Source organism: Rhizobium sp. PAMB 3182, assembly GCF_052908355.1.
In genome coordinates this window covers 1,986,048-1,999,410 of the sequence record NZ_CM128607.1, presented here as the reverse complement: position 1 = coordinate 1,999,410, position 13,363 = coordinate 1,986,048, and the positions used below count along the sequence as shown (strand labels likewise).

The following is a 13,363-nucleotide window of genomic DNA, read 5'->3' as shown; positions in this document are numbered from 1 at the left end:
CATGACCAGTTTCAAGAGACAGTCCATCCTTGCAGCGGCGGCTTCGGCTTTCGCACTCCTTGCCGCGGGCCACGCGTTCTCCGCAGAACGCGACGACCGCTCGGCTTTTGGCTGCAGCAATCTCGAAGACATTTCCGAGTTGCAGATGATCGAAGGCAAGGACGGCATGTTCTACCGCATCCTTGCCGACATGCGCCTGCAGCACGCCTTCACGACGGAGGTCACCGACCGGATGGCGGAGATGGCCAAGGCGCTGGAGGCGAAGGGTACGACGCTGATCTACGTGCCGGTGCCCACCAAGTCGCAGGTGCTGCCGCAATACGCCCCTGACCGGGCGCAGCTCTACGGTTTCGATCCGTCGATCGCCAAGGCCGTCTACGATGACATCGTCGAGCGGTTGAACAAGAAGGGCGTGACGACGGTCGATATCGCCGAGCCGATGCGCGAGAAGCCGGAAAACCAGTTCGGCGAACTCGCCTTCTTCAAGTCCGACTTCCACTGGACGGCACAGGGCGCCAATGCCGCCGCCGAGGCGGTCGGCGAGAAGATCAAGTCGCTGCCGGAATATGCCGACGTTACGCCGGTGAAGTTCAAGCGCGATGATGGCCCGGTCTCCAGTGAATTCTCCAGCATGCGCAAGCTCCTGCAGCAGCACTGCCTCGAAAGCGTGCCGAAAGTGAAAGCGCATACTTACGTAGTATCCCGCGATGACGACGCGGCAGCCGGTGGAGATGCCGGCAGCGGCCTTGACATCTTCGGCAACGAGGATACGGGCAGCATCGCGCTGATCGGCACCAGTTATTCCGACAAGACGATCAGCAACTTCGCCGGCCTGCTGCAGTACTGGAGCGGCCTGCCGGTCGAAAACTACTCGATCTCGGGCGGCAACCAGTTCGGTTCGATCCTGTCCTACATCACATCGCGCGAGTTTCAGGAGCAGCGGCCGCGGTTCCTGATCTGGGAGAACCCGATCTACAACAATCTCGGCCAGTACGGCGATGGCCCGTGGTTCGAGATCATCGCCGCCTCGCGCGGCGAATGCGACCAGGCGATCCCGCTGACCCCGGGCGAAGCCAACAGCTTCCACGCCGACCTGTCCAAGATTTCCTTCGCGCCGGGCGATGTCCTGCTCGCCGATGCCGGCGACGGAGGAAACCGCAAGGCCAGCTTCGCCTTTACAGGATCGGATGGCGAAGTCCGCACCCGGACAATCAGCCGTGACGATCGCCTGCGTGCGACCGGCCGCTATTTCGCCTCGACGGCCGGCATGCCGAAAGGCGCGCTGAACGGCCTCGACCTCACCTTCGACACCAATGCTGGGTCCGACACGACCCTTCATATCTGCAAGACCAACCTTGGAGAGCAATCATGAAGACCATTCTTGCACTCGGCGCTTCCGCCATTTTCTCGCTGACGGCGATCGTCGGCACCGCATCCGCGCAGGATGCCGGCCTCTATGCCAAGCCGATCGATCCGAACTCCGCCTTCGTGCGGGTCATTTCTCCGGGATCGTCCATCGCATCCGTGAAGGGCAGCTCGTTCTCCGGCTTGACCGACGGCGTGTCGCCCTACGTGGCGGTCGATCCAGGCGATATCAGCGTCTCCTCCAGCCTGACCAACGCCAAGGTCGAGGCCGGAGCCGGCAAGTTCTACACCGCCATCCTGACGCAGGACGGCACCAAGACGGTGGTGGACGACATGTCCAAGAACCCCGCCAAGGCAAGCTTGACGCTCTACAACCTTTCGGATGCGGCGGACGCTGCCGTCTTCGTGCCGCAAGCCAAGTCCGAGGCGATCTCGAAAGTCGAGATGGGCGGGTCGAAGACCGTGGCGCTGCGCGCGCCGCTCAAGCTCGATCTCGTCGTGAAGGCGTCCGGCAAGGACGTTGCCGATCTGCACACGGTCGAATTCAAGCGCGGCTCGGGCATCACCGTGGTTCTGACCGGCTCTGGCGACAAGCTGTCCGCCATTGCGGTTCCGAGCACCATTGCCCGCTGACATCAACAGGATTTCCGGAGGTTACCATGATCAAAACGCACGTTCGAAAGCTTTCGCTGATTGCAGGCGTCATGTCGTTGGCCGCCGGAACTCCGGCGCTGTCGGACCCGATCACCGTCCGCTTCATGCCGCCGGAGGTCAAGGGCCTGCCGGACAACGTCTGCGCCCCGCGCCTGCGCGACGACCAGATCGTCGCGCAGTGGCAGGCCTGGGACCAGAAGGCGCTGCCGAAGAAGGATTCCTATGCGATCCAGCGTGACATGGGCCGACTGCGGGATCTCGATGCGGAGAAGTACCAGAAGATCATCACCCGCATAATCGCTCTCCTGCCAACGGTCGATCCCGGCTACACGGATACCGACCAGAAATTCGACACCGTTCGACTGATGCTGGCGCTCGGCGAGGCCGACAAGGTCCGAAGCCAGCGGCTGATCGCAACCCTTCTCGACAGGTCCGACTTCTCTCCGGGCTCTCTCAATACGCTTGCCGACTTCGTGCTGGCGGGACGGGGTATCGAAGCCGACCGTGCCGCCGGCCTGAAGCTGAAGGTCGAGGCCGCCTATGGCGGGAATGCCGACGCCATGCTCGATCTCGCGACCCTCGCCCGCAACGGCGAGAAGGTCGAGGACTGGGACATCGAACCCGAAATCGCCGTCAACATGGCCTTCGGTTCGCTCGTCGGCGTCCTCAACGCCGGCATCTGCGACCGCGTCGGCCGCATCGCCCGCGAATTCTCCAAGGGGGAACTGGTGACGAAGGACATCGCCGCCAGCGCGGCCTGGTACAGGTTCGCGGCCGATCTCGGCGACAGCTATTCCGCCTGGAAGGTGGCGGAGTTCAATCTCGAAAGCGACGAGATCGACAAGGACAACGATGTCCTCATCAAATACATGAAGCAGGCGGCCGAGGGCGGCAACATGTCGGCCATGCTGGAAATGGGCCGCACCTATGCCGAAGGCTCGCTGATCGAAAAGGACCGAAAGAAGGCGTTCAAGTTCTACGACATGGCCATTGCTGCCGGAAACCAGGCGGCGCTCGTGCGCGAGGCCCAGCTTCTGGAAGAGACGAAGGACCGCTCGCCGGCTGATCGGGAGGCCTATGAAAAGGCGCTTCGCAAGCTGGTCAAGCGCGACCAGCCGCCGCCGTGGGCCTTTACGAGGCTTGCACGGCTGATTGTCGCCAGGACAGGCATTTGGGAGGAACCGCCGGAAGTGCGCGAACTTCTCGAAAAGGCCGTCGAACTCGGCGATGCCGATGCCAAGCTCGACCTTGCCGACCTGATCCTGCGGCAGTCGCCGGACGCCGATGGCGTCTCGAAGGCCTCGACCCTGCTGACCGCCGCGGTCGAGGGTGACGGCAAGATCGACGCGATCGCCGATCTGCACCGGCTCTTTCTCTGCGTCTCGCCGAAGGGGCCGGACGTGAAGACCGCGTCCTACTGGAGCGGCGTCGAGGATGCCGCGGGTAACAAGACACTCGAGATCGATCCGGACCAGGTCGATGAGATCTCGAAGAAGAACGACCCGTTGCTGGTGGCATCCATGCAGACGCAGGCACTCTACCGGCGTCCGAATGCGCTGGCCGTCTACCAGCGCTATCTCCAGGACACCGGCCGTACGCAGGAGGTTCTCGCCTTCTGGAAGAAGTACGGCGCCAATCAGGTTGGCGTGGATGCGGCGGTGGCGCTGCTCGACTTCAAGCAGAAGCTCCTGAAGGGCAATATCCCGGAGGCACGAAAGAGCATCGACGCCGCATCCGGCGCCGGCAATAAGGATGCCGGTCTGAACTTCGCCCGCTTCCTGATTGAAAACTACATCACCGACCGCAACAGTTTGCAGCAGGCGCAGGCGATCCTCCAGCCGCTTGCGCTGGCCGGCATCGGCCGAGCGGTCGAGCTGCTGGAGCAGGTCGAACAGGCGCTTGCCGGCGGCCAGACCGATACGGTTGCCAAGTACCAGCAAGCCATGGCGCGCTATGGAGACATGTATGCCCAGCTCATTCTCGCCAGTTCGGCGGACGATGCGCAGACACGCGACATGTACTACCGGCGCGCGGTTGGCTCCCAGGGCTGCGACTACGACGATACGATGGCGCTCGCCGAATTCGCCGTCCGCAACAACAAGGCCGAAGATGCCGACCGCTGGCTGACGATTGCCCGCTATCTCGCCGGCGACGATTCCTGGAGGAAGGTCAAGATCGGCGATGCATACCAGGCAATGAACACGCCGCAGGCCGTGCAGACCGCTCTCGAAATGTACCAGGAAGCCCGTAAGCAGAAGGAAACCTCGGCCTATTTCCGGCTGGTCAAATACTACGGCAACGACCAGAGCGCAGCCTATGCGCCACAGACTGCCGGCAATCTCTTCGTCGAGCTGCTGAAGATTTCGCCGCTGGAGGAAATTCCGGGCGAACTGGAAACGCTGGACAAGCTGAAGCCGGCCATCCGCAATGCGGTCACGGCGCAGGTCGACATCAAGGATCTCTACACCCGCTCGGCCGAGGCGGGCCAGCCGGTCGCCATGCGCGAACTGGCCAAGCTTATCCAGAACGGCCCGGTGAAGTCTGCCGCGGCCGCGACCGAGGCCGTCGACTGGCTCGATCGCTCGGCTAAGGGGGGAGACGCGGAGGCGATGTATCTGCTGTCGCAGTCTTACGCCTTCGGCACTGGCGTCGAGCCTTCCTTGGAAAAAGCACGTTTCTGGCTCAAGAAGGCCTCGGATGCGGGGTATCAGCAAGCCGGAAAGACCCTTTCCCTCATGACGATTCAACCGGAAGGATGACGTTTTGACCCACTATTTCACCCGAATGCTCTCAGTCGCCGGCTTTTGTGCCGCATCCGCCGTCCTCCTGGCGCAACCGGCAGCTGGCGCGAGCGGGTCGGGGGACTGCTTTGCCGTTCCTCGACCCGTGGTCTCCCTGAATTTCGGCAGTCGCTACGAAGCAAATTCCAAGACCCGCTCCGATATCGACGAATCCTCGAACGCCAAGGTCGACGCGGCGCTGAAGCCGGTGGACAAGTTCATTCAGGATCTGACCCGCTATTCCAACAAGGTCCGCGAGGACCCGCAGAAGAACCATGACCTCGCGGTCTGCGTCATCAAGGCGATCGATACCTGGGCCAAGGCCGATGCCCTGAGCGACATGGAGACGGACAATGCCAAGCTGGCAGTCCCGTCGCGCATCGGTGGCATCGCCATTGCTTATGCCCAGGTTGTTTCCGAAGCGACCCACTATCCCAACGAACGGCGCCGTATCGCCCGCTGGCTGCGTATGCGCGCCTACGAAACCATGGCCTTCTTCGACTATCGCGCGCCACCCAAGGCGAGCCGCAACAATCTGCGGGCCTGGGCAGGTCTTGCGGTCGCGCAGATCGGCGTCATGCAGAATAACACCAAGTTCATTGGCTGGACGCTTGAAACCAACCGCACGATGCTGGCGGATGCCTCGTCCAACGGCACATTGCCCCTGGAGATGGGACGCGGAAAATATGCGCTCCACTACCAGATCCATGCCCTCGGCCCGCTGACGACCTCTATGGCGTTGATGTGCGAAGCCGGCTACGGCAACAGCGGAGCGGACATGGCGAAACTGGCGAAGATCGTCAAGTTCACAATGAAGGCCGTTGACGACCCGTCCTTGGTTCAGCCGATTGCCGGCAAGGCACAGAAGTTTTCCAAGGGTATCAAGGCCAACGACCATTCTCTGGCCTGGGTCGAGCCATACATCGCGATGACGAATGATCGGTCGCTGTCGAAGGCGGTTGACGGCTACAGGCCGTTCTCCAACTCGAAGCTCGGGGGCAACATGACCGAAGTCTATGCGAACCGCTCGATCAGTTGCAGCACCGGGGGTGGCTGATCCGCTCCGGCAACAGGTCTCAGGACTGAAGGTCGGATATTTTCGATGACGCTGTCAGGAGGATCATGGGCTTATCGGCCTGTGCGTCCTTCTGCACTTCGTCGATCTGCCAGTCGAGGACTTCCGTCTTCACGAGATCGCGGATCGCGTCGAGGTTCGGCGCGCGGCCATGGCTGCCGGCAAGTGCCTCTCCCAGGCGATGGACGAGCGACGCCGTACGCTGGGTTGCGGAAAGAGCAGGGTTTTCGCGATCAGGGGCCATGGCAATCTTCCGACGAGAGGCAATTGCGACGATACTAGGGCAGGGGAGCTACCAAACGCTTAAGTCCCTCTGCAGCTTTCGGCTCAATTACCACCGATTGAGCGGCCAATCGAGCGCCATACAGCCACAGATGGTCAAAAAGCGGGTAAATTCGTAAGATTTCGGGATATTTGGACGCGAAATTTTATTCCGAAATCCGCTGCAAATGTCTTCCCGTCGGGCGGTGATCCACCAATAACGCTCCGCCCGACATCATTTCATGCCCTCACACCGACGAGATCTTCAAGAGGCGGGCGATCTCACCGATGATGCCGCGGCGGAACAGAAGCACGGCGGCGATGAAGGTCACGCCGATGACCACCTGCACCCAGGAGCCGATGCCGGCCAGCTCGTGCTGCAGCGTGACGATGGTGACGGCGCCGATCACTGGCCCGAAGATCGTGCCCATGCCGCCGAGCAGCGTCATCAGGATCACTTCGCCCGACATCTGCCAATGGGCGTCGGTCAGCGAAGCGAACTGGAAGACGACGGCCTTGGTGGCGCCAGCAAGACCGGCCAGCGAGGCGGAGATGATGAAGGCGATCAGCTTGAAGCGGTCGACGTCGTAGCCGAGAGAAAGCGCCCGCGGCTCGTTCTCGCGGATCGCCTGCAGCACCTGCCCGAACGGCGAATGGATGGTGCGGTAGATGATCAGGAATCCGGCCATGAAGATCGCGGCGACGAAATAATACATCTGCAGCGGCTGGCCAAGATCGACGATGCCGAACAGCGTGCCGCGCGGAATGCCCTGAAGGCCGTTCTCGCCGCCGGTAAAGGGCAGCTGCAGGGCGAAGAAATAGACGATCTGCGCCAGCGCCAGCGTGATCATGGCGAAATAGATGCCCTGGCGCCGGATCGCCAGCGCGCCGATCACATAGCCAAGCGCGGCCGCGAAGAGGGCGCCCGTGAGGATGCCGACGAGCGGCGGGAAGCCCCAGACCTTGATCACGTGACCGGCGATGTAGGCCGCGCCCCCGAAGAAGGCGGCATGGCCGAAGGACAGGAGCCCGGTGAAGCCGATCAGCAGGTTGAACGCGCAGGCAAACAGTGCAAAGCACAGAAGCTGCATGACGAAGACCGGATACAGGAAGAGCGGTGCGATGAGCACTGCAACGACCAGCAGCGCCCAGAGGATCGCCCGCGCCAGACGCGCCCGCGGCGAAGTTTCCTGGAGCCCCTGCTCGTCGAGCGTGGCGGTTTCGGCGACGGCCTGTTCCATGTTGCCTCCTCGAGCGCTTTCCATCAATTCTGCCGTCCGAACAGGCCGGCGGGCCTGACGAGCAGCACGACGACCATCAGGAAGAAGATCACCGTATTGGCCGCCGGTGCATAGAAGACCTTCGTCACGCCCTCGACGAGGCCGAGCGCGAAGCCGGAGACGACCGCTCCCATGATCGAGCCCATGCCGCCGATCACGACGACGGCAAAGATGACGATGATGAGGTCGGCCCCCATCAGCGGGCTCACCGAGTAGATCGGCGCGGCCAGGACGCCTGCAAGGCCGGCAAGGCCGGTGCCGAAGCCGAAAGTCAGCGTCACCATCAGCGGCACGTTGATCCCGAAGGCCTTCACCAGATCCGGGTTTTCCGTCCCGGCCCTGAGCATCGCGCCGATACGCGTTCGCTCGATCACGAACCAGACGGCGAGGCAGACCAGGATGGAGAAGACGATCGCGAACAGCCGGAATTTCGGGAACATCATGAAGCCGAGATTGACGACGCCGCGTAGCGCTTCCGGCTGGCCGGGGTAGGGGGTGCCGGAGGCCGAGAAGAAGTTGACGAACAGGCCCTGCAGCACCAGCGTCACACCGAAGGTCAGAAGCAGGCTGTAGATCGGATCGAACTTGTAGAGCCATTTCAGCATCGTGCGTTCCAGCAGCATGCCGAAACAGCCCACCAGGATCGGCACCAGCACCAGCGCCATCCAGAAATTCACATGCAGTCCGTCGAGCCCGATCCAGGCGCCGAAATAGGAGTACAGGATCAGCGCCAGGAAGGCGCCGGTCATGTAGAGCGCGCCATGGGCGAAGTTGACGACGTTCAGGAGCCCGAAAATAATGGCGAGCCCCAGACTGAGCATGGCGTAGAAGACGCCGTTGTTGAGGCCCAGCATGCCTTGTGCAAGGATCAGCTTTAGCATGAATTAGGCCTCCTCAAACGCTTAGGTAATGGTTGAGCTTGTCCATGCTCGTTTTGACGTCGGCGTGCTCGATCGCATCGATCACCCGGCCGTGTTCGATCACGTAGTGCCGGTCGGCGACTTCTGCGGCAAAGCGGAAGTTCTGCTCGACAAGCACGATCGTGTAGCCCTGGTTCTTCAGCCGGCGGATCGCCTCGCCGAGCGTCTTGACGATGACCGGGGCAAGACCCTCGGTGATCTCGTCGAGCAGCAAGAGCCGCGCACCGGTGCGCAGGATCCGGGCGATCGCCAGCATCTGCTGTTCGCCGCCGGAAAGCCGGGTGCCCATGCGCCGGCGCACCTCGCGCAGGTTCGGAAACATGCCGTAGATGTCGGAAAGGCTCATGCCGCCGTCGCCGACGACCGGTGGCAGCATCAGGTTCTCCTCCACCGTCAGGCTGGCAAAGATGCCGCGCTCTTCCGGACAGTAGCCAATGCGCCCGAGCGGTGCGATCCGGTGGGCCGGCTTGTCGATGAACTCGTCGCCGTTGATGGTGATGGATCCCGTCCGCCGCGACACCATGCCCATGATGGCGCGCAACGTCGTCGTCCGCCCGGCGCCGTTGCGCCCGAGCAGCGTGATCAGCTGGCCTTCGCCAAGCTCGATGTCGATGCCGTGCAGGACGTGGGATTCGCCATACCAGGCGTGCAGGTCTTTGATTTTCAGCATGGGCTTGGTCAGCGTCGCAGTGGTCATGCGCCGGCCTCCTCGGCCTTGATGCCCATATAGGCTTCCATGACGGCGGGGTTCTTCGAGACGGTCTCGTACGGCCCTTCTGCGAGGATTTCGCCGCGATTGAGCACGGTGATCTTGTCCGCGAGGTCTGCGACGACGCCGAGATTGTGCTCGACCATGATGATCGTGCGGCCGGCGGAAACCTTCTTGATCAGTTCGGCGACCTGGCCGACGTCCTCGGTGCCCATGCCTTGGGTCGGCTCGTCGAGCAGCATCAGTTCCGGCTCGAGGCCCAGCGTCGTGGCGATTTCGAGCGCCCGCTTGCGGCCATAGGGCAGTTCGACGGCATGCACATGCGCGAAACGCTTGAGGCCGACCTGGTCCAGCCGTTCCATGGCCTCGTCGTCGAGCGAGGACAACAGGCTCTTCGACCGCCAGAAATGATAGCTGACGCCCAGTCGCTTCTGCAGCGACAGCCGGACGTTTTCGAGCGTCGTCAGGTGCGGGAAGACTGCGGAAATCTGGAACGAGCGAACGATGCCGTTATTGGCGATATCGACGGGTTTCCAGTGGGTGATGTCCTTGCCGTTGAAGAGAATCTGGCCGGATGTCGGCGTCAGGAACTTCGTCAGGAGATTGAAAACGGTCGTCTTGCCGGCCCCGTTCGGCCCGATCAGCGCGTGGATCGTCCCGCGCTCGATATTGAGATTGACGTTGCGGACGGCATGAAAGCCGCCGAAGCTCTTATTGAGCTGCCTTGCTTCCAGAATGAAATCGCTCATGAAACCGTCCAATCCTGCCGGGTCTTATCCTGATGCCCGGCTTTGCGGAGGAAGCGGCCGGCAAGCCGACCGCTTCTCACATGTTACGCCAGTCTCATCACTTCACAAGCGGGCAGCCGCCGTCGGCAAGCGACGCATAGGCCTCGTCGCCCGGAATGGTGCGGACCACCTTGGCGACGTTCCACGGATCGGATGCGCCTTCCTGTACCTGCAGCAGGTACATGTCATGCACCAGCAGGCCGTCCTGGCGGATCATGCCGCCCTTGGCGAAGAAGTCGTCGATCTTCTCCTTGCCAAGCTGCTCGCGCACCGCGTCGGCATTGTCCGTGCCGGCGGCTTCGATCGCCTTCAGATAGGCCATCGTCAGCGAATAGTCGGCGGCATGAACGAAGGTCGGCGCCGCGTTGTTGGAGTACTTCATGTACTTCTCTTTCCAGGCGCGGGATTCGTCGTCGAGGTCCCAGTACCAGCCGGTCGTGAAGTTCAGGCCCTTGGCGACATTGGTGCCGAGGCTCTTCACGTCGGAGATCAGCACCAGCATGCCAGCAAGCTGCTGGCCGCCTTCGACGATGCCGAACTCATGCGCCTGCTGAATGGCGTTGACCGTGTCCTGGCCGGCATTGGCAAGGCCGATGACCTTGGCGCCGGAAGACTGGGCCTGCAGCAGGTAGGAGGAGAAGTCGGTCGTTGCCAGCGGCACGTCCGACGAACCGACGACGGTGCCGCCGAGCTCCTTGACGACGGCCGACGTGTTGTCCTGCAGGGCATGGCCGAAGGCATAGTCGGCGGTGATGAAGTACCAGCTGTCGCCGCCGTTCTTGACCACGGCAGACGCCGTGCCGACGGGCAGGGCATGGGTGTCGTAGCCGTAGTGGATGCCGTACTTGGTGCAGGCCTTGCCGGTGAGGTCGGCGGACGCAGCGCCGGTGGCTATGGTGATGACGCCCTTTTCGGACGCCAGCTGCTGTACGGCGAGAGCGACGGCCGAGTTGGTCAGGTCGGTGATCATGTCGACCTTGTTCTCGTCGATCCACTGGCGTGCCGTTGCCGAGGCGATGTCGGCCTTGTTCTGGTGGTCGGCGGAAATGACCTCGATCTTCTTGCCGAGCACGGTGCCGCCGAAGTCCTCGACCGCCATCTTGACGGCGGCGACGGCGCCGTCGCCGCTGAAGCCGGTCGAATAGACGCCGGACATGTCGCCGAGCACGCCGATCCTCACGACGTCATCGGAAATGCCTTCGGCCATGGCGCCGTTGGCGGCCATCAGCAGGGCTGCTGCACTTACGCTTCCATAAAAAAACGACTTCATAGTTCCTCCCTTTCGGTTCATGCGGGATTTTGAAGATCATCCGGCGTTCTTCGTGGTTCTGGCTCCGGAAGGGATCGGCAGGCACCCGCGACGCCCGTATCTCTCCCGGAAATTGACCGGATCATGCAAGTCGAAACCCTCGAGCCATTCTCTCCCTCGGCTCGCAGCGTTCCGTAATTCCCCTCCGCGTGTCCTCCTCAGGCCTGATCGCGCCGGATGGACCTCAGATATTCGATCATAGCCGAAAAATCCCGGCCTGACCCATTATTGTCCAGAAACTCCCGGTAGAGCGACAAAGCGTGCGCGCCCATCGGGGTTGCCTGGTGAACGTCTTCGGCAGCCTGCTGGGACAGACCGAGGTCCTTGGTCATCAGGTCCGCGGCAAAGCCCGGCTTGTAGCCGTTGTCGGCCGGCGACTTGGGGCCGACGCCCGGAACCGGGCAATAGGTGTTGACCGACCAGCAGGACCCCGACGACGTCGAGATCACGTCGAAGGCCGCCTGGGCCGACAGGCCGAGCTTTTCCGCAAGCGCGAAGGCTTCACAGGCGCCGATCATGGAAATGCCGAGGAGCATGTTGTTGCAGATCTTGGCCGCCTGTCCGGCGCCGCCGTCGCCGCAATGGACAACCTTGCCGCCCATGACGTTCAGTATGGGCAGGGCCTTGTCGAAAGCCGCCTTCGAACCGCCGACCATGAAGGTGAGCGTTCCGGCCGCAGCACCAGACGTTCCGCCGGAAACCGGCGCATCGAGCGGCATCAGCCCGGCATTTTCAGCCATGCGATGCGCCTCCCGGGCACTGCCGACATCGATCGTCGAGCAATCGATGATCACGGCACCCTTGTCGGCGGCCGGTACGATTTCGCCGAAGACCTTGAGCGCGATCGGCCCATTGGGCAGCATGGTGATGATGAAGTCCGCACCGGCTGCGGCCTCCGCGGCGCTGCCTGCGGGATGCATGCCTTCGGCCGTCGCATTTGAAAGCGCTTCGGGTACCGCATCGTAGACGTAAAGGTCGTGGCCGGCCTTGGCGAGATTGATCGCCATCGGCAAGCCCATGTTGCCGAGCCCGACAAACGCTACTCTGGCCATTTGAAAGCCTCGTGCGTCATGGGTTCCTCCTCCCGTTCGCATTCCGGTTTGTGCTGTTTCACCGCCGCGGTGCTCCCATCCCGCCGTCTGTGCCGCACACTCCATATCGCAATTCATATATGCGATTGCTTCTGCAAGGCTACGGGCTTGATCGCCATACCATTGTGCGATTATGCTCATATCATGCTCTTTGATTGGGACGACTTACGCTATTTTCTCTCCGTTGCACGCACCGGACGGCTCACCGCCGCCGCCGGCCGGATGGGGACGGATCACGCCACCGTAAGCCGTCGCGTACGCGCGCTGGAGGAAAAGCTGGGCGCCGCGCTCTTCACCCGCTCGCCGCGCGGATACACGCTCACCGACATCGGCGAGCGCCTGCTCAAGCACGCCGAGGACATCGAAAGCACGGCGGCCCACATCCAGAACGATATTGCCGGGGAGCGCTTTTCGTTGAGCGGCGCGGTGCGCATCGGCGCGCCCGACGGATTTGGCAGTTTCTTCCTGGCGCCGCGCATCGGCGAGCTTGCCGCGCGCAATCCCGAGCTCGAATTGCAGATCGTGGCGATGCCGCGCGTCTTCAACCTGTCCAAGCGCGAGGCGGACATCGCCATCAGCCTGTCGCGGCCCGAGCGCGGCCGGCTCTTTTCCCGCAAGCTTGTGGATTACACGCTGCATCTCTACGCGTCGAAGGATTATCTGCGCCGCCACGGCCCGATCACCCGCAAGGAGGAATTCGTCCGCCATCTGCTGATCGGCTATATCCCAGAGCTGATCTACACGCCGGAGCTCGAATATCTCTACGCGGTCGGCGAAAATCTCTCGGCCCGGCTGTCGAGCACCAATCTCATCGCCCAGCTGAAGGCGACGGAGGCCGGGACGGGGCTCTGCATCCTGCCGGATTTCATAGCCGGCGACCTGCCGTCGCTGGTGCCCGTGCTGCCGGACGTGGTCGAACTGCGGCGCACCTTCTGGCTGATTGCCCACGAGGATTCGCGCGAATCCGCCCGTGTACAGACGGTCATCCAGTTCATAGCCGAACAGGTGGAGCAGTCGCACCGTGACTTTATCAGGTCCTACAGACCATCCGCTACGACCGGCAACGCCGCAAGACGCTGAAGCGTGTTGATTGCCGGAGCCGGATAGGCTTCAAATGGCTTGGAGGCATGG

The 13,363-nt window shown here is 62.4% G+C and carries 12 protein-coding genes; 5 read left to right on the top strand and 7 right to left on the bottom strand.

Going from position 1 to position 13,363, the window contains the following annotated elements:
* Position 1 precedes the first annotated feature (1 nt).
* From ACU5AZ_RS09945 to ACU5AZ_RS09930, 4 genes are read left to right on the top strand one after another with little or no spacing between them, the layout of a single operon-like run.
* Positions 2–1,372, top strand: a complete 1,371-nt coding sequence (locus tag ACU5AZ_RS09945) for an alginate O-acetyltransferase AlgX-related protein (RefSeq protein ID WP_446825831.1) — start codon at positions 2–4, stop codon at positions 1,370–1,372.
* Positions 1,369–1,998: an alginate O-acetyltransferase AlgF gene (locus ACU5AZ_RS09940; protein WP_446825830.1), complete on the top strand. Its 630-nt coding sequence runs from the start codon at positions 1,369–1,371 to the stop codon at positions 1,996–1,998. Before ACU5AZ_RS09945 ends, ACU5AZ_RS09940 begins: the two co-directional genes overlap by 4 nt.
* Positions 1,999–2,024: 26 nt before the next feature.
* Positions 2,025–4,778, top strand: a complete 2,754-nt coding sequence (locus ACU5AZ_RS09935; RefSeq protein ID WP_446825829.1) for a tetratricopeptide repeat protein — start codon at positions 2,025–2,027, stop codon at positions 4,776–4,778.
* A 4-nt stretch (positions 4,779–4,782) separates the two neighbouring features.
* Positions 4,783–5,856 carry an alginate lyase family protein gene (locus tag ACU5AZ_RS09930; protein ID WP_446825828.1) on the top strand — a complete coding sequence of 358 codons (1,074 nt, stop codon included), beginning with the start codon at positions 4,783–4,785 and terminating at the stop codon, positions 5,854–5,856.
* A 19-nt stretch (positions 5,857–5,875) separates the two neighbouring features.
* On the opposite strand, the gene ACU5AZ_RS09925 is transcribed toward ACU5AZ_RS09930, so the two are convergent.
* From ACU5AZ_RS09925 to mmsB, 7 genes are all read right to left on the bottom strand, one after another.
* Positions 5,876–6,118: a hypothetical protein gene (locus ACU5AZ_RS09925; RefSeq protein ID WP_446825827.1), complete on the bottom strand. Its 243-nt coding sequence runs from the start codon at positions 6,116–6,118 to the stop codon at positions 5,876–5,878.
* Positions 6,119–6,383: 265 nt separating this feature from the next.
* Positions 6,384–7,376 carry a branched-chain amino acid ABC transporter permease gene (locus ACU5AZ_RS09920; RefSeq protein WP_446825826.1) on the bottom strand — a complete coding sequence of 331 codons (993 nt, stop codon included), beginning with the start codon at positions 7,374–7,376 and terminating at the stop codon, positions 6,384–6,386.
* Positions 7,377–7,399: 23 nt separating this feature from the next.
* Positions 7,400–8,296 (bottom strand): branched-chain amino acid ABC transporter permease, encoded by an 897-nt coding sequence (locus tag ACU5AZ_RS09915; protein ID WP_446825825.1) that lies wholly within the window; start codon positions 8,294–8,296, stop codon positions 7,400–7,402.
* Between the two features lie 13 nt (positions 8,297–8,309).
* Positions 8,310–9,032 (bottom strand): ABC transporter ATP-binding protein, encoded by a 723-nt coding sequence (locus tag ACU5AZ_RS09910; RefSeq protein WP_446825824.1) that lies wholly within the window; start codon positions 9,030–9,032, stop codon positions 8,310–8,312.
* Positions 9,029–9,793, bottom strand: a complete 765-nt coding sequence (locus tag ACU5AZ_RS09905; RefSeq protein WP_446825823.1) for an ABC transporter ATP-binding protein — start codon at positions 9,791–9,793, stop codon at positions 9,029–9,031. Before ACU5AZ_RS09905 ends, ACU5AZ_RS09910 begins: the two co-directional genes overlap by 4 nt.
* 97 nt (positions 9,794–9,890) lie before the next feature.
* Complete coding sequence (locus tag ACU5AZ_RS09900; protein ID WP_446825822.1) at positions 9,891–11,102, bottom strand: ABC transporter substrate-binding protein; 1,212 nt, start codon at positions 11,100–11,102, stop codon at positions 9,891–9,893.
* A 197-nt stretch (positions 11,103–11,299) separates the two neighbouring features.
* Complete coding sequence (gene mmsB / locus ACU5AZ_RS09895; protein ID WP_446825821.1) at positions 11,300–12,193, bottom strand: 3-hydroxyisobutyrate dehydrogenase; 894 nt, start codon at positions 12,191–12,193, stop codon at positions 11,300–11,302.
* A 183-nt stretch (positions 12,194–12,376) separates the two neighbouring features.
* Here mmsB and ACU5AZ_RS09890 point away from each other — a divergent pair, with 183 nt between their 5' ends.
* Complete coding sequence (locus ACU5AZ_RS09890) at positions 12,377–13,312, top strand: LysR family transcriptional regulator (protein WP_446825820.1); 936 nt, start codon at positions 12,377–12,379, stop codon at positions 13,310–13,312.
* Positions 13,313–13,363: the final 51 nt, after the last annotated feature.